Source organism: Paenibacillus marchantiophytorum (assembly GCF_014640555.1).
Taxonomy (GTDB): domain Bacteria; phylum Bacillota; class Bacilli; order Paenibacillales; family NBRC-103111; genus Paenibacillus_E; species Paenibacillus_E marchantiophytorum.
Map to the genome: position 1 here is coordinate 21,562 of NZ_BMHE01000044.1, position 16,545 is coordinate 38,106.

The following is a 16,545-nucleotide window of genomic DNA, read 5'->3' on the forward strand; positions in this document are numbered from 1 at the left end:
AAGCCGCCTTATTTCTCAGCGCATCGAATCCTCCATCATGATGGAGATCCCACAGCGCAGATTTGGGAAGGGAACAGAAAAAGACTTTGGCCAATTACGCCAAAGTCTTTTTTCTGTTGTATCTACAAATTCAATTAGTTGATAAATTGAACATATTGTAAAAATCTTTTCATCATCACAGTCGCTTGTGCTCTTGTCGCATTCGCTTGTGGAGCAAATGTTTGCTCCGTCAGTCCATTAACAATATTAGCATCAATTGTCTGAGCAACAGCCTTTTTAGCCCATTCACTAATGGCAGAACCATCGCCAAAACGAGCCAATTTATCTTCTTCATTGATGGATTTCGTTTCTTTACCGGCCAGTTTGATAGCGCGGGCGATCATGATCGCCATTTGCTCTCTGGAGATATCTTTGTCTGCCTCAAACAGTCCACCCTCAGTACCCTCAACCAATCCAACTTTGGCTGCGGTGCCAACAGCACCTGCAAACCAATCCGTTGCGTTTACATCCTTGAACTTCGCACTGCTCGCATCCGGAGATAATCCTAATGCACTTACAAGCATAGAGGCGAACTGAGCACGGGTTACCTGTTGTTCTGGTCCAAAAGTGGATTCGCCAGTACCCTGAACAACGAATTTTGAAGCCAACAACTCAATGTCACTTTTAGCCCAGTGTTCTTTGACATCGTCGAACGATTTCTTCAGTTCCACGACTGTGTAAATACTGTTGTGTGACGATTTAAAAGTAATCTCTGATTTACCATTTACCTGAGTGATCGTAGCAGGAATAAAGACCATTTTACCTGTTTCCGGATCATAGGAAACAACCGTTGTCGTATTCGTATCTAACGTATTCGGAACAATAATCTTTCTTTCTACATACGTTCCGTTGAAATCATTGACCTCCGACTTCGAGCCGGATGCCGTTTGGGCTGTAATCGTAAACTCAATGGGATTCGCCAAAAGTGTCTTAATTGATGGGTTGGCTTGTTGAAGTGCTTCATATGATTTCTCGGAAGCCTTCGTCACGGAGATCGTTATGGTCACATCATTCAGATCTTTATTCAACTTGCTCGCCAAATCTTTGAAAATGCTCACAGGCACATTATAATTTCCCACATCTGATTGAATATTAAGAATGATCTTTGATTTATCGGCTATAGCCTCTTTCATAGAGGATGCCGGTATATCAATCTTAGCTCCGTTAGCTGCATCTTTAATCTCTAAAGTGAGTGTTTTGCTGTCTTTATCCGTTGCTTTAAGTGCGTCAATTGCTTTGCTAAAGGAATCTGCTTTCAGCAGAACTCGGGAAATTTCTTTGCCGTCTGCTCCTGATTCTTTTTTGACTGTTGATGCGTTTTCTTTCATTTTCACACCGTTATTGGTAGATTCGTGGTCGCTGGAGATGAAGCCTCCTCCGCCTCCTCCCATAATAACAGGTGTTGGTATCGTGTTTGGAACACTTGGAGCTTTTAAATTAACAGTTCGTACTTCTTCATATAATTGGTGAACAATAGATTCATAACTTTCAAAATAGGTTAGAGCAACGTTGGAGGTAGCAACACCTGCACTAAATTTGGAACCACTCCATACTGGCAATCTAATCTCATTCTTTCCACTTGTAGGAGACATCCTTAGAACGTACTGTTGGTTTGCCTCAAGAGGATATTCTAGTTCAAAGGAAACAAGGCCTTTCCGCGCCGTTGATTCCGACCATTTAGAAATCCCCAAATATGAACCATTCGATTTTTTCTCTAGTTGAAAGTCTGAAATAGATAGTTTGTCAGCTTGAACAGTTGTCGTGTTATGTTCACCTATGCCATAAATTGGCCAGCTATCGTATGGAAAGTATACAGAAATAACTTTCGATCTTTTCGTTGGTGTAAACACAACAATATCTTCTTTTGGCTCTAGCCAATGACCTGATTCTTTGTTACTAAATTGCAACGTTGGATTGGTTTGAAAATTACTCGCCATTGAGATAGTTTCTAAATTTACGGTAGCGAATTTCCCTTCATAATCCAGATAAGCTGCAGAATTCCAAACATCAGTTTTGGGAACATATGAATCTCCCTCTGAATTAATTATTTCAATCGTATAATCAGTATTTGGTAAGTCAAATTGATAAACAAGACTATCATACCCAGGAAAATCGCTATTTCCCCATCTGTAACCCTCAATAGAGTATCTCCCCAGTTGGGATTGCCCTGAGATAGTTTTGTCATGGAAGACCAAGCTTTGAATGATATTATTCTCTTTATCTTTTACAATAATTTTGGTGCCGTCCGAAGTCATCCCTTTAAAATGTAAATTCCCTTGATAGTGATACCCGTCAGGATGAGCGGCAGTTTCTAAAGTTACTTTTTCACTCTTTGCAGACTCATTGCCCATTACATCAATGGAACTGAATTGATATTCAATAGGACCAGCACCAAATACATAAGATAAAGAAAGTTCCTTTTGGCTGCTACGTATCCAAGATTCACCGTAATTACCCGATGTTCCCCAATAGGCTCTTATTGATTTCTGAAAAGGGGAATTCTCTGAATCCCAAGAAACTAACCACTGGCCATGACTAATCGTGGCATGCAGTCCCGTTGGAGGAGAAGGCACAGTACTTTTTTCATATGTATAGACATTCCCGATTACATTATTTAAAGTGGAGTACAGGGGAATCGAGTTCTCATAGACTGTTGCTGTAACAGGCATAAGATTTTTAAGTCCATTATTGGTTATCCCGTCCAAGTTATAATAAAATAGCCCTTGCCAATCTTGGGATGTAGGTCTTAAATTCTGAACAACCGATCTCGTCCCATAAGTCTCATCATTCACACTCACTGACAAGGTTGGTTTATCGGAATAAATATATCCGTAAACTTCACCCGACGCAGGCAGAAACTGAAAACTAAAAATGCTGGCTGCAGATGCAATTAATGGACTACATACATTCAGCATTAAGAACAAAACCAATACAGCTGAAAAACGACTTACAAATCTTGCAAAACTTTCTTGTTTCGTTAACAATACAATTCCTCCCCTTGCATTTCCATTCTCTATAATTATCTTCATTATCATATAAGAAATGACATTATTCGACAATGATCAAATCCTAGATTTATACGAAATTCATAAGAACAAAACATTAAGTTTTGACTAAATTTAAATATGGAGTGACTAACATTCAGCATGCCTCTGCAAAAACAGCAAAAAAACCTATCAACTAATCGAAATGCTAGACTCTCTTTCTATCTGTTAAGTTTATTCATGGTCATAGCTTTCTTACAGCACGGACTGCTTTTTAAGCCAGAGTATTGGTTAATTGGCGTGCTTCTATATTTAGGTGCAAGTGCTGCACTTATCATGGGCAGGTTACCTTCTCACCCCTACTTCTATGTAGCAGTTTGTCTAGTTGGTTGGTATGTCCTAAGTACTTTTTATGCCATTAATCCGCAAAATGCGATCTCAGCTAGTGGGAAACTAGCTTTAGCCATCCCATTTCTTATTCTCGGAGCTCAACTAACACACAGCTACCGAGTATTGCTCATGCGTTTATTGATTTATGTAAGTGCTGGATGGGTGTTGATTGGTGGGCTGTTAAAGCAGTTTCGCGAGGGGCGTTTTGAAGGAACGCTAGAATATGCCAACTCATGGGGGGCTTTGTTACTCACAGCACTGATCATGCAAATCTCCTTAACTGCAATTAGCAAGAACAAAATGGATTACTGGATTTCAGCCATCTTGCTCATTGGCATATTACTGACAGGCTCCCGCACAGTCTTCTTAATTGCCCTCATTCTAATTCCGATACAACTCTTCATACTGAAAAAAAACTCGCTGCAACCATGGTTACATAAAATGCAACTAAGATCACTCTACCTTTTTGCCATACCACTTATCACACTGATTTGTGCATTAGCCATTAGCCGTAATCTTACATGGTTGAATAGGTTCACCTCTATCAGCCCTCATGCTTCTGAGTGGGAAGCACGTCTTGGATACTACCGGGATGCCTGGCGAATCATCACAGGCTCCCCCTTTGTCGGCTACGGAGGAGGATCTTGGAACATTTTGCAATATCAGTTTCAGACTGCCGCTTATTCCGTGAGATATTTACATAATTTCTGGTTAGAAACCTGGATTGACGTAGGACTAATCGGTGTGCTGATGATCGTTCTTCTCATATTTCTAACCTTCAGACAAGCTATCACCCAATACAAATTTGTGACAAGTTCAGACAAAGCTTGGATTTTGGGTTGTTTACTCGCAAGCTGCGGGCTTTTGATTCATAGTACAGTTGATTTCACCTTCAGCTATCCGCTGCTCTTCTGTCTTTGGGTGCTTCTCGGACAATGGACAGCCATTTCACAACCGCTCGAAACAACAGATCGTACACCAAGATTAACGAGTCATCTTTCTGTACGGCTATCTGTAGTCCTTATCTTTATTACGGCTTCATTTGTCAGTATTCGTTTGGGGATTGCAGAGTCGTTACTTATTAAAGCCGATCAACGCTACGCTGCTCAAAAAAACAGCAAAGAAGCTATCCTCTTGCTTGAGCAAAGCAGCAACTATGCGCTCTTCCCGGCAGATCAGCATGACAAACTAGCCAGCCTATATCTAATCCGCTACCTCGCAAATAAAAGCTCAACGACAGATATCAAACGAGCAGAGATGGAGGCTAATCAAGCTTTAGCGATAAATCCCAAGGATCCTCATCTGCTTTTCTTGCAAACGCAAATTGATTATGTCATAGGTAACAAGGTTAATGCCGTAGAGCGATTAAGAATACTGCAGCAGCAATTCCCTTTTCGTGCAGACATACGAGACGAATATGCTAAATGGACAGTTCGATAAAAAGGTGCAACCCCCCATCCATGCTATCAGGATTTCCTCCAGCTAATTGTGCCGCAAACAAAGAATAGTGCCCACTTAAAAGGAAAAGCTCCTATAATTCAGCCCTTTCTCTCGTTTTAAGCGAGAAACGGCAGAATTAACAGGAGCTTTTCCTCTAGTTAGTCTTGCTAGTGAAGAAACGGCACATCGAACTGGAGGTTTTCCAGTTAAGCTACTCAAAGAGCTTCTCCAGGAAGCCTTTTCTCCGTTTTCGAATTTTGCTGTAGGTTCTCATTCTGGAGTAAGGCGCCTGCATGTCCTCATCCGCTTGTGTCTTGGATTCAGTTGCTTCCGGCGCTAGTTCGGAGGACTCGTCTACCTCCATTGTTTCTTCTTGAATCGCAGACTGCTGCTGGACAACAATCGTCCGAACTAAATCCTCATGAAGCTTGTTTTCAAGTTGATGCCTGAATTGCCTAAGCAACTGCTCCTGCTGTCTGTTCTGAAGTTCAAACTGCTCATGAAGCTGCGACTGAAGTACCTCTACTTGCTTGGAAAGAAGCACGATGGCTTTTTGCAAAGAATTCAGATGCTGTGCCCCGATCGGTTCATGGAACTCTAACCCCTCTGGGTACTCCCCATTCTCAGCTAGCAGAGCGTGCAGTTCTGCTGACGTAATGAGATCTTCTTTCTTCATGTGCTTTCCTCCATCCCCGTACATCTTGCAACCTTAACCTTGACTGCTTCTTCATCTTATTGTACATGAAGTTCGGGAAATGTTCACGTTTAACTATTCTAATGAGGCAAACCAGCTGACCGGCTTACTTGTAATCAATCTTCTATACCCCTTGCTTGCGTTATAAACTCTTCATCACGTAGAAAGACTTAACTGATAAGGGAATAAATCAATCTTCTTCAATGTTTGTTGCGTTTCCTTTTCATTCTCAGGTACCTCCAGGGCAGCAACATGATAGAAGGCATCTGGTATATCTCCAAGATCAGCCACCTTGTCCCCTTTTATGGATTGACCAATTAGTAATTGTAACCCATTCTTGTAAAAAAGGAGCAGTGTCTAAAGACATCATGCTCCATCATCAATCATCCTCTATACTTGTCCTACTTCTTTACAACACGCGTGCCAGCCATACGATCGTGTAGACCGCGTTTTTCCGAATCAATTCCAGCCATGATGTAACCGATACACAGAATAATCGTAGAAACGATCTTCCCTATAATTTCTCGCAACAAGATGGAACCCCACGTATTAGGTAACCCATCTTTACGTATGACGCGAATTCCCATAATCATCTTCCCGAGTGTTTGACCAAGAAGAACTGTCAAGATTACAGAATAAGACCAGCTTATCGCATACTGCAGTACAGACATGCCCAAGTTTGGCTTGAACGGACTTATATTCACAATAAAGCTAAGGAGTACAAAGACAGCCTGTATTGCAATCCCATCTAGTAAAACCGCCACAAAACGAATCCAAAAGCCCGCATACTGCAGCTCCGTATTAGTCCTAATTTCTGAACTCACACTTCCACCCTTACTTTGGTTTACTTCTATGTTGTGTTCCATATTACTTCCTCCTCTTATTATGGTTGAAATAAATATAACAAACGGGGTCCGGCAGTAGATGCAGTCGGCAATACATGCTCCATCACCTGTGCTGCAGGAGACTTCATCTTTTGGCTAAGCCCGTCCAACACGGAGAACAAAGATAACTTCTGCGAATACTTAATAACTTTCACATCTTTCAATCCTAACGTTTGCTTCGCATACTCCCTCGCATCGTCCAATGTACCAAATTCATCAATAAGCCCCAATGTTTTAGCTTGTTGACCCGAATATACTCGCCCATCTGCCACTTTCAAAACCTCATCACGAGATAATTTGCGGCCTTTTTCAATAACCGATACGAATTGTTGGTAGCTCTCATTTACCAGAGATTGAAAGATATCCTTTTCCTTTGATGTTAACTCACGAAGAGGATTTCCAATGTCCTTAAATTCGCCGCTTTTGATAGTGTTTTGCTTATACCCGAGCAGCTCTGCAGTTTTCTCATAATTAGGCAGCGCGAAGATAACGCCAAGACTTCCTGTAAGCGTTGAGCGATTGGCAAAAATATAATCCGCTGGGGCGGATATATAATATCCTCCTGAAGCGGCTACGGCTCCCATGCTGATAACTACGGTTTTCCCAGCCTTCTTCACATGCTCTATGCGCTGGTGAATTTCATCCGATGCAACCACTTCGCCTCCAGGACTATCAACTCTTATTACCAGTGCCTTTACGTTGGGATCTTTGCTAACTTGATCTAATTGGGAGAGAAAAGCGACAGTACTGAAGCTGCTGGAAAAACTAGGCTTCCCAGCAATAACACCCTCCACATCTAATTGAACAAGCTTATTCTTCCCCTTGCCTGAGATAACTTCTTCTTGCCATTTGTTCTTTTCAGTACTAACCGCTTCATTCCAATCTTTTGTTTTAAAAACCAGAATAAGAACCATAATTATTAGCAGAGCACCTACAATTATCAAAGCCCAACCCCTCTTACCCATAAAACTCCTCCTGTGAACTGCACATTCATTACGTGCCTTCAAATAAACTTTACTACAGTATACTTTCACCTTATTAAATCCAGTAGTTCCAAATTTTATAGTACCAATTGAACTAAAAAGGTAACTTATTCAAAAAACCTTCTACTCTTGACCTTCTCAATAGCTTCCTTAGAACTGCGCACACTCATCAAGGTTTGGATTGGTGTTATCTCGCACATCGCAGCTCTGATTACGCTTAGCAATTTTTTATAATCACTTTTTGCCACATAGCTCATTGCTCCCGCGGCAAATGAATTAATAATCAGCATCAATACCTTCAAGCTTTCCATCAGAAAGATGGATATCCATTAGAACGACATCAGGACATACTTCTCTGCATATCTGAATGGCTTCTACCTTACTAGAAGCTCTGTAACCTCCCTTCATATCAGTCTCTCTCTCTAAATAATCAGAGATGCACTTGAGCCATATTGGATCATCTTCCACAATAAGAATCTCTAATCTTGAAATGGCTATGTCTGATCAATAGAAAACTGCTCAATACTGCTCAGTAAGAAGATTAATAGCGGCGGTATGACAAATGTGGACTTATGTCCCACATCGTATTGCATAAATTCAAGTGAATACTATCGGCTATTTTCCACTGCCCATCAGCTTGCTTCATTAAACACTGTGATAAAAAAACTGCTTGCAAGTAGAATCTCTACTTGCAAGCAGTTTCTCAAACAAAGCCTATGGTAAATTCGAAGATCCCATCAAATACCAGTCAACCTCACGAGCGGCTGCACGCCCCTCATTAATAGCCCACACAACAAGGATTTGCCCACGGGCGCATATCACCTGCTGCGAAGACACCCTCCACGCGTGGCGAACTTGCCATACTCCGCCATCGCATTGGAACGCTCGTCTTTGGCGACTCCGAGCTGATCCAGCACCGTGTTCTCCAGTCCTGTGAAGCCCATCGCGATCAGCACCAGCTGCCGTACATTAATAGCCCACCGACACGGTCAGCTCGTTCATAGACGGTAACCCAGTGCCCCGCTTTATTCAGCTGGGCGGCGGCTGCGAGTCCGGATGGACCCGAGCCGACGACAACAACCTTTTTCCAGGCTACCTAGGCGTGATATAGACATAATTTCACTCATATCTAAGAGACTCGATTGGTTCTGATTTTGAAGCTTTGTTTGCGGGGATCATCCCAAATAAAATGCCTATGAACATGGAAAATAATACGCCGCCAACAATAACTTGCCACGAAATGAGCGGAGGAAATTTACTAAAAAGGGCTACGCTATAAGCGCCCGCTACTCCTATTAAGATCCCAAGACTTCCTCCAAGAGTAGTAAGTGTTATGGATTCAATGAGAAATTGGGTTAGAATATTCTTTCTTGTAGCTCCAAGGGCTTTCCGGATACCAATTTCTCTTGTTCTTTCAGTCACGGATACAAGCATAATATTCATGACGCCAATACCTCCAACGATTAAAGAGATGGCTGCAATACCAGCAATGATTCCTGTCATGATATTGGTGATTGTGGAGATAGACTGTTGGATCTGTTCTAGATTTAGAATATAGTATTCACCATCATTGCTATTAAGCCTCTTGTATTTCATATTTAGTAAATCCACAGCATGTTCTCCAACTTGCCTCAAATTATTCACATTAGTTGATTGAATAATTAATGACTGGATATCGTCAGTACCATAAAGTGAAGGCCAAATCGTCAGAGGAACCATTACCTTCTTAAAATCAATATTAAACAGACCTTTCTTAGCATCCTTATAAACACCGATAATCTTAAAAGATGTTCCTTCCATTTCTATAAACTCTCCAACAACATGCCTCTCTTTATTTATTTTTGCACCCAGATCTTCGCTGATCAATGCAACCTTTCGACCCTGTTCAATTTCCTTGCTAGTAATGGCCCTGCCCTCTATAATTTCTATAGGATTAACATCATAGTAACCATCACTAATTCCAATGAGTTGAGAGTTCACTTTTTGTTTGTAATAGTAAATAGATGCAGTTGATGAATTGGAGGTAATGACTCTACTGATATCTGGTACTTTTAGGAGTTCGGAAATATCGCTGCTAGAGAAATAGGATTGAGTCTCCAAGCTTATTTGTTCCAAACCATCGTCAATATTTTTCATGCGATAAAGTATTTCTACAGTATTGTTTCCTGACCCAGAGAACTTAGATTTCAGAACTGCCTCCCCTCCTTTTCCAATGGCTACAATAGCAATAATAGAGGAAACACCGATGACGATACCTAGCATCGTAAGAAGCGATCTCAACTTGTGTGCGTACAACGAAGATAACGCCATCCTTGTGCATTCAACAAGGTTCATATTGTAGTGTTCCTCCGGTCTTCGACTACTTCTCCATCTCTTAAATAAATTTGTCGGAAGGCTCGGCTAGCGACTTCCTTCTCGTGAGTTATAAGTACAATCGTTTTTCCTTCTTTATTAAGTAAAGTTAATAGTTCCATTATTTGTTCTCCTGTCTTGGAATCAAGAGAGCCAGTTGGTTCGTCTGCAAGAATTACCTCGGGTTGATGAACAATCGCACGAGCAATGGCAACGCGCTGCTTTTGTCCACCAGACAGTTGATTAGGATAATGGGATTTTCTCTCGGCTAACCCAACCTTTTCTAAAGCAGCGTGTGCCTTTTCTAAACGAGTTCTTTTCTTTTCTCCGGCATAAATAAGAGGAAGTTCAACATTAGCGAGCGCATTCAATCTTGGAAGAAGTTGAAATTGTTGAAATACAAATCCGATGTAACGCTTTCGAAACGAGGCAAGTTCAAAATCATCAGAGAACGATACATCTTGTCTGTTTAATTTATATATACCAGAGGTTATCTTATCGAGAAGACCTATTATATTCATGAGTGTTGATTTTCCGGAACCCGACGGACCCATAATGGACACAAACTCTCCCTTATCAATCGTAAGTGTAATCTCCTTCAGAACAGGCACTTCAGTTGAATGAAGTTGGTAACTCTTATGTACATCAATCAGTTGTATCATCTGTCAGCACATCCATTCCGTCCTTCCACCCAGGAAGTGGATTACGAACAACAACATCACCTTCGCGAACCCCGGCCGTAACTTCTTTAATCAAATCATTTGTAAAGCCTGTCTCTATATTTTTCTTATACAGTTTTCCATTTTCAACTATGTAGACAATTTCTTTTTGATCTTGGATTAGAACCGCATCATTTGGTATTGTCAGTACGCCCTCTTTTTCCTTTATGTGGATTTCCAGTGCAACATGATAACCATCCTGGAGCCCATCTTGTGTATCTATTAACTCAACAACAAAGGGATATGAGGTAACGGGACTACCCTTGTCTAAAGCAGTTGTCGAGTTGTTAGTTATTGAAGCCAATTCAATATATTTAATAACGCCTTTCCACACCTGATTTGATAATACTTTTGGTTTCACTAAGACTTGCTGACCCGCTTTAACGTAAACGGAATCAAATTCGGAGATGCTTCCTCGTACTTGAAATGTACCAGAGACTATATTTATACAAGGTTGTTGATTTAACTCGGATTGCCCAGCTTTTGGAATAGTAATTTTCTTAACTATCCCTGAAATCGTGCTTTTTACCACTAATTGATCTAATTTTTTGTCTAATAAATCTTTTTCTATGTCATTTTGTTGTATTTCCAGCTCTGATAGCTTTAATTCCCTCTCTAAATCGTCTTTTTGCTCTGCTACTTTACTAATAGTTTCATCCAAGCTAGTGGAATCTTTTACACTTTCCTTAAATTGAGTATTCAAATATTTAATCTTTTTATTAGTTTGTTCCATCTGAAGAACTAACCGTGATCCAGTGATTTCAAGTTGTTTTTTTTGTTTTTTTAAATCTTCACCATCATATTGAAATAGTGCTGTGCCTTTCAATATTTGTTGTCCTTCAAATACATACCAATGTGTGATTTGCCCTTTCGTTTCATCATAATATTTTTTTTCTTCTTCTCTCTGAACTATGACACCTGAAGCTATTAAAGTATCGGAGATCCGTTCCTTTTTCACATGTATAATCTTTACAGAAGGTGAATTTGATAAATAGGATTTCTTTTTACTTGAAACAACATTAATTGAAATAATTGCAGCTATAGTTAGTATGCCTATAGTTAGAATTAATTTTTGTTTCATCTATATCCCCTCAAGGTTATCATTATTATATAGACTGCCCAGCCTCATAATCAGTGCTTGCGTAATCAGATCATAAGTCGATTAAGATTGCATTCCGTACTACGTAGTAAAGGCTTCTTTCCACTCCCAAACAAGGTGCAGGAGCGAAGAGCAGCCTAATCGTTCATTCCGTTTTTTCTTGCTTTCTGCTGATAGAAATTCCGCTCCTGCAAGGCATCAACATTATGTAATTAATAGGGTGCTCAAAATATTCACCACAAAAAATAATCCCCAAACAGTAAATGACGTCATCATTCCTTTACCTGTGGATTTTTTGGATACCACAGCAATACCAAGTCCGATCAATGCGTAACTCCACAACTCTAACAGATCCACAGCAGAAGCCATTTTGACTATCAAAGGATGTTGTGTAAATTGAGAAACAATCTGACCGAGACTGGTAACGGATTGATTCAATGTAACTTCCCTTGTGTTCACCAAAGCCGGCGTAGATACGATAAGCTTTATGGCTTTGCCGATTAGTGTCGGTCCCTGTGACAACAAAATAATAGCAAATAGTAATTTTCTGTTGACTGTAGTTCTATATATTTTTGAAAACACGTACAGTAAAGCAAGTAATATGAGCAGCGTTACAAAATAAATAGCGGTTGAAAATAGTATGATGACTACTTGAAGAATTTGAGTGGCTAACTTAGGAATAACTATTTCTGTTTGTTTTAGCATTTCTTGGATTTCAACCATAGAGATCAAATGATCGGACACAACATAGTAGAAGCCCACATGTAATACAAATAATATCAACAATATCCATCGTATACGATACTGGACATCTAAGGCTGCATAAGTCTTAATCGGAGCATAAAATATCTTAACCAAATCTAACAAACTCTGTCGACGCTGTGGCGTTGATGTTAAGTTTGCCGAGGCCTCTGCTGGGTTCACATCTTACACTCCCCTCTATTTACAATCTTGCGGTAATATACCCTTCCACTACAGCGCCTACGATTAATAAACCGGCAGTATAGCCAATGAAGCGGAAATGGCTGGCCCATTCTTTCTTCGGCATAAAATAAAAGTAAAGCCCCTTTAAACCGATCGCCCCCGCTAGCACTAAGGCAGGAATTTCAAAAATGCCATGTGGCAGTAATTTCATAACGATTTGTTGAAATGGAACTCCGTCTAACAATCTGCTCGTAATCACTGCTCCTATCCAAAGTCCATTTAGGAAAAGAGTGATCAGTGTGGGCACTGCAAATAAAAATAACCCTGAGATCATCAAGAGAGCCACTGCTGCATTTCGAAAAAGAATGTGCCATGCCGCCTCAAATCCCCTATCTTGACTTACAAGGACATCTGCTGACATTGGCAAGGCTTCTTGAGATATAGCTAAGACCATAAGCATACCAAATAAGCCACCAATCGTTAGACAAAATGCCGAGCCCATATATAAGTAACGATTCTTTGAGAAGTAAGTTTGCATCGCTCCACTTTAACCTACTTTACTAATGATTAGTATTGAGATAAGATAAAAAATAAACATTCTTATCTTATCTCAATTCATGTAACTTACAATAGCATGCTATCCCTAATTACCATGCAATTGCTGCTTTAGTACCATTCTTTAGTACGAATTGCTTAACAACTAAGATTAGTCCTGCACTCAAACCAAACGATGCAAAGATCGCTGCAAGGGCAATTACCGTTGACCCTACATTGATCGCGTTAATGATTACCGTAGCCCAAGCTGTAGAAATTCCTGTGTACGCTGCCAAATCAGCAAACAAAAGTTCTAACATATGTATTCACCTCCTTCTCATTGCATCGCAACCCTATTACCATGCAATTGCTGCTTTAGTACCATTCTTTAGTACGAATTGCTTAACAACTAAGATTAGTCCTGCACTCAAACCAACCGATGCAAAGATCGCTGCAAGGGCAATTACCGTTGACCCTACGTTGATCGCGTTAACGATTACCGTAGCCCAAGCAGTAGAAATTCCTGTGTACGCTGCTAAATCAGCAACTAAAAGTTCTAACATTTGTTTTCACCTCCTTTCATAAATAGCTTGCACACTTCGTGCAAGCTATTTATTTTTCACAGCTGATCGTGTAATAACGAGCATTACTACAATACATACAATTAGAAATATTGAGTAAAGCCACTTTCCAAAGTAAATCTGATACCCTAGAGGTGGCAGACCAAACAACAGAATCATGATAGTAGCCAATAATTTTATTTTGTTCATGTAGACCCACCTTTTCCACTGATATTTCGTGCTCGTTGTACTTGATCAACAAAGTATGTCTCAAGGGATGAATTATGTTCTAGTACCTCTTCCAATGAAGTCGAATCTACAATGCATCCGTCTTGGATAAGAATGAATTCGTCACAAAACTTTTCAGCCACTTCCAACTGGTGCGTTGACAATAGTATGGAGCCATTGTTCGCAGCATATTCGGTAAGAATTGAACGTACTAATATTGAATTCATAGGATCCAACCCCGAGATATATTCATCTAAAAGCAGCAGACTCGGTTGCCTAAGCAAAGAAGCCAGCAACACTAGTTTCTTTTTGTTCCCTAGAGAATAATGCTTGATGCGTTTTTTAAAATCGGCTTCAAGCTGAAACTTTACCACTTCTTTTGCAAGCTCGCGTTCGGTCACCCTTAGTTTGAATAAATCCCGAGTAAATCTAATGTACTCTTCCCCAGTCAATTCATCATAGAGCATTGGATAATCAGGAATAAAGGAAATGTGCTCCTTAGCCTTCTTCCAGTTATTATTCATGAGGATTTCCCCAATCCAAACCTCACCAGTCGTTGGACGGCTTAAACCCGCCGCTATATGCATTGTAGTCGTTTTCCCAGCTCCATTCGGCCCCAAAAATCCAACAATTCGGCCTTTTGGTACTTCAAACGTTACATCACTAATAATGTTTTTGGTATTGATGACTTTAGTGATTCCTGACATCCGCAAGTTTGAGCTACTAAGGTTCATTTTCTTATCCTCATTTAATTAAATATTTAGTTCCTCGAGGCTGTGGTATCGGTCATATTGCCGTTTTATAAACCACATTCCGGTAAAGAACATAGTTAGAACAACGACAGGTATCCCCCCCATTTGTATCCACAGAAATTGCATTTCACTAATTTCATCAGACAAATAAAAGGCAAGGGGGAGCATCAACAATGGAATTGCAACCCCCAACATGATAATACGAACGATCGCTTTAACCATACCTTTATCCGCGAATTCGTCCAACTGTTCTATATGAATAAAGTTAAAATGAGGACATACCAAACTTGGAATATAGTTAATAACCGCAAAAGAAGTATAATTTATAGCCTGTCCAACCAAGATCAGTATGGCAAACCAAAAGCCATGTATGTTGCCAACACAGATAAATACAATTTGTATCAATACAAACATTGGGACGGAAGCGATTAAAAATAATTGAAGTTTCTGTGTGAAGATATGCCATAGCGTTGCTCCATTAGCCAGATACATCGGCAGTAGTCTCCCATCACTTTCAAATGAGAATTGCCCTGATAAATCGTCGAACAAAAGGGTGGAAAGAAAGTAAATCAGTATGTACATACACATTGTTATGACCAAGTAGAACACTTTCTGGGATTGAGTATGACCTATAAAAAAAACGACGAGTCCAATTACACCCCAAATAATTAACCCTCCGAATAAGACTGAGGGGCGTTGCTGCACTTGCTGTGCTCGACACATAATGATTATTCTTGTCATTATCAAACGATTGGAGGCACTGACAAACCATTTGCTGATAATAAGATATGGCATTTCAAGAAACTTACCATCACTCACTGACTGCTTACGTAAAAGGTTTGTATTCAAACTCGGCAGTAATATACCAAGTAGCAATAAAATTCCCATCCAAATCAACCATAGCTCCCAACCAGAATTGTTAACAGCTACTCGTGCCAAAATGGTATGTAGCCAGTTCTCATTCAACAAAACCAGAAAAACATAAGATGTTTCCTGAAACAAAAGTTGCTTACCGTATAACAGCCACTGCTCATACGCCAAGGCATCTACACGCGAACCAATAACAGGAAATGCGTTTATCCAGGGTGAAAATATTTTACCCAAACTATAGCCCAAGACAGCTATTGCCATTTTGCATAAAAGAGCCTGTAATAATAAAATTATTTTGTATTTTCCACTAAACAATTTCCTTGTGGTGATTGCATTATGTAACGAAGCCACAAAGTGATTTTGAATAAGATACGTAATGGTAACTATCACCACAAGACATAGACTCTGGAATAACCCGTATTGAGCAGCTACCACAAGTGCAAAAGCAAATGGGAGATATCCAGTTATTAGCTGCTTTATATCCCACAACATTTGTTCGCTGTACAGAAGTAGCTTCTTTTGCCGTTCATTCCATGGCAGGTTCTGTATATGCAAATCTTCACAGCTGCTTAACTCCCATTTGGAAGCTTGTATACCTGAAAAAATTGAGAAGATTGTTAACTGCATAAACAATAATACCCAGACATAATATAGTTTGCTTTTTAGGTTAAAGTTTGTCACTAGCTCGAATACCCCTTGAAATATCCCCCCCCCGATAGAGGAAAGGAACTCCGATGTTTGGGCAGGGGAGAAGATAAGAAGTCGGAAGCCAATTAACGAAACTAAAAAGTACGATAGCATTTTCAGCACATCTAACAAAATAATAAGCACATAAATAGAGGTCATTTTCCCCCATTCATTTCTCCAGCGAATATAAAACTTCCACTTTATCCATTGAAAAAGCATTCATGCCTCAGCCCCTGATGTGCAATATACTGTACTCTTTGTATTAAACAATGATAATCATCTAAGCTCCTAAAATTAGCAACATAGTGTAAACCTTACTCCACTCACATTCGACCTCTGTATTAGTATAATTTATCCCACTAGAATCCAATAGTACCAAATTTTGTAGAACCTTCAGAACATATAC

General features: G+C 40.0%; 16 protein-coding genes and 2 pseudogenes. 1 reads left to right on the forward strand and 17 read right to left on the reverse strand.

Annotated features, from left to right (window positions below):
* Positions 1-134 precede the first annotated feature (134 nt).
* Entirely contained in the window at positions 135-3,023 is a 2,889-nt protein-coding gene (locus IEY34_RS28030) for an S-layer homology domain-containing protein (protein WP_189018310.1), read from the reverse strand.
* 162 nt (positions 3,024-3,185) lie between these two features.
* Between IEY34_RS28030 and IEY34_RS28035 the strand changes: the two genes are divergently transcribed.
* Positions 3,186-4,853, forward strand: a complete 1,668-nt coding sequence (locus IEY34_RS28035) for an O-antigen ligase family protein (protein WP_189018313.1) — start codon at positions 3,186-3,188, stop codon at positions 4,851-4,853.
* Positions 4,854-5,064: 211 nt separating this feature from the next.
* Here the strand turns inward: IEY34_RS28035 and IEY34_RS28040 are convergent, their stop codons facing one another.
* The 16 genes and pseudogenes from IEY34_RS28040 to IEY34_RS28110 all read right to left on the reverse strand — a co-directional run bounded on the left by IEY34_RS28040 (position 5,065) and on the right by IEY34_RS28110 (position 16,358).
* On the reverse strand, positions 5,065-5,529 hold the full coding sequence (locus tag IEY34_RS28040; protein WP_189018316.1) for a hypothetical protein: 465 nt from the start codon (positions 5,527-5,529) through the stop codon (positions 5,065-5,067).
* 174 nt (positions 5,530-5,703) lie between these two features.
* Positions 5,704-5,838: a hypothetical protein gene (locus tag IEY34_RS37395; RefSeq protein ID WP_268240192.1), complete on the reverse strand. Its 135-nt coding sequence runs from the start codon at positions 5,836-5,838 to the stop codon at positions 5,704-5,706.
* A gap of 110 nt (positions 5,839-5,948) precedes the next feature.
* Positions 5,949-6,413 (reverse strand): RDD family protein, encoded by a 465-nt coding sequence (locus IEY34_RS28045; RefSeq protein WP_189018319.1) that lies wholly within the window; start codon positions 6,411-6,413, stop codon positions 5,949-5,951.
* A gap of 17 nt (positions 6,414-6,430) precedes the next feature.
* Entirely contained in the window at positions 6,431-7,396 is a 966-nt protein-coding gene (sppA, locus tag IEY34_RS28050) for a signal peptide peptidase SppA (RefSeq protein ID WP_189018322.1), read from the reverse strand.
* Positions 7,397-7,690: 294 nt separating this feature from the next.
* Positions 7,691-7,882 carry a response regulator gene (locus IEY34_RS28055; RefSeq protein WP_189018325.1) on the reverse strand — a complete coding sequence of 64 codons (192 nt, stop codon included), beginning with the start codon at positions 7,880-7,882 and terminating at the stop codon, positions 7,691-7,693.
* A 246-nt stretch (positions 7,883-8,128) separates the two neighbouring features.
* Positions 8,129-8,376 (reverse strand): annotated as a pseudogene (locus tag IEY34_RS28060) (glutamate synthase); the annotation flags it as partial.
* Positions 8,376-8,501 (reverse strand): annotated as a pseudogene (locus IEY34_RS37945) (FAD-dependent oxidoreductase); the annotation flags it as partial. The pseudogenes IEY34_RS37945 and IEY34_RS28060, both read right to left, overlap by 1 nt.
* A gap of 32 nt (positions 8,502-8,533) precedes the next feature.
* Positions 8,534-9,748 (reverse strand): ABC transporter permease, encoded by a 1,215-nt coding sequence (locus IEY34_RS28070; protein WP_189018328.1) that lies wholly within the window; start codon positions 9,746-9,748, stop codon positions 8,534-8,536.
* Positions 9,745-10,428, reverse strand: a complete 684-nt coding sequence (locus tag IEY34_RS28075; protein WP_189018331.1) for an ABC transporter ATP-binding protein — start codon at positions 10,426-10,428, stop codon at positions 9,745-9,747. Before IEY34_RS28075 ends, IEY34_RS28070 begins: the two co-directional genes overlap by 4 nt.
* On the reverse strand, positions 10,412-11,566 hold the full coding sequence (locus IEY34_RS28080; protein WP_189018334.1) for an efflux RND transporter periplasmic adaptor subunit: 1,155 nt from the start codon (positions 11,564-11,566) through the stop codon (positions 10,412-10,414). The genes IEY34_RS28075 and IEY34_RS28080 overlap by 17 nt, the downstream gene beginning before the upstream one ends.
* A gap of 222 nt (positions 11,567-11,788) precedes the next feature.
* Entirely contained in the window at positions 11,789-12,508 is a 720-nt protein-coding gene (locus tag IEY34_RS28085; RefSeq protein ID WP_189018337.1) for a YIP1 family protein, read from the reverse strand.
* A 19-nt stretch (positions 12,509-12,527) separates the two neighbouring features.
* The gene (locus IEY34_RS28090; protein ID WP_189018340.1) at positions 12,528-13,046 is read right to left on the reverse strand and encodes a stage II sporulation protein M; all 519 of its coding nucleotides are present in this window, start codon (positions 13,044-13,046) and stop codon (positions 12,528-12,530) included.
* 109 nt (positions 13,047-13,155) lie between these two features.
* On the reverse strand, positions 13,156-13,362 hold the full coding sequence (locus IEY34_RS28095; protein WP_189018343.1) for a circular bacteriocin, circularin A/uberolysin family: 207 nt from the start codon (positions 13,360-13,362) through the stop codon (positions 13,156-13,158).
* 36 nt (positions 13,363-13,398) lie between these two features.
* Positions 13,399-13,605, reverse strand: coding sequence for a circular bacteriocin, circularin A/uberolysin family (locus tag IEY34_RS28100; RefSeq protein WP_189018345.1), 207 nt, complete (start codon positions 13,603-13,605; stop codon positions 13,399-13,401).
* 203 nt (positions 13,606-13,808) lie between these two features.
* Complete coding sequence (locus IEY34_RS28105) at positions 13,809-14,564, reverse strand: ABC transporter ATP-binding protein (protein WP_189018346.1); 756 nt, start codon at positions 14,562-14,564, stop codon at positions 13,809-13,811.
* A gap of 18 nt (positions 14,565-14,582) precedes the next feature.
* A complete protein-coding gene (locus IEY34_RS28110; protein WP_189018348.1) occupies positions 14,583-16,358 on the reverse strand; it encodes a hypothetical protein in 1,776 nt (591 codons plus the stop codon).
* Positions 16,359-16,545: the final 187 nt, after the last annotated feature.

Excerpts from the sequence above, each read along its gene's own strand:
- IEY34_RS28035 (WP_189018313.1), top strand. The coding sequence starts at position 3,186 with ATGCCTCTGCAAAAACAGCAAAAAAACCTATCAACTAATCGAAATGCT.
- IEY34_RS28040 (WP_189018316.1), bottom strand. The coding sequence starts at position 5,529 with ATGAAGAAAGAAGATCTCATTACGTCAGCAGAACTGCACGCTCTGCTA.
- IEY34_RS28045 (WP_189018319.1), bottom strand. The coding sequence starts at position 6,413 with ATGGAACACAACATAGAAGTAAACCAAAGTAAGGGTGGAAGTGTGAGT.
- sppA (WP_189018322.1), bottom strand. The coding sequence starts at position 7,396 with ATGGGTAAGAGGGGTTGGGCTTTGATAATTGTAGGTGCTCTGCTAATA.
- IEY34_RS28070 (WP_189018328.1), bottom strand. The coding sequence starts at position 9,748 with ATGAACCTTGTTGAATGCACAAGGATGGCGTTATCTTCGTTGTACGCA.
- IEY34_RS28075 (WP_189018331.1), bottom strand. The coding sequence starts at position 10,428 with ATGATACAACTGATTGATGTACATAAGAGTTACCAACTTCATTCAACT.
- IEY34_RS28080 (WP_189018334.1), bottom strand. The coding sequence starts at position 11,566 with ATGAAACAAAAATTAATTCTAACTATAGGCATACTAACTATAGCTGCA.
- IEY34_RS28090 (WP_189018340.1), bottom strand. The coding sequence starts at position 13,046 with ATGCAAACTTACTTCTCAAAGAATCGTTACTTATATATGGGCTCGGCA.
- IEY34_RS28095 (WP_189018343.1), bottom strand. The coding sequence starts at position 13,362 with ATGTTAGAACTTTTGTTTGCTGATTTGGCAGCGTACACAGGAATTTCT.
- IEY34_RS28100 (WP_189018345.1), bottom strand. The coding sequence starts at position 13,605 with ATGTTAGAACTTTTAGTTGCTGATTTAGCAGCGTACACAGGAATTTCT.
- IEY34_RS28105 (WP_189018346.1), bottom strand. The coding sequence starts at position 14,564 with ATGAACCTTAGTAGCTCAAACTTGCGGATGTCAGGAATCACTAAAGTC.
- IEY34_RS28110 (WP_189018348.1), bottom strand. The coding sequence starts at position 16,358 with ATGCTTTTTCAATGGATAAAGTGGAAGTTTTATATTCGCTGGAGAAAT.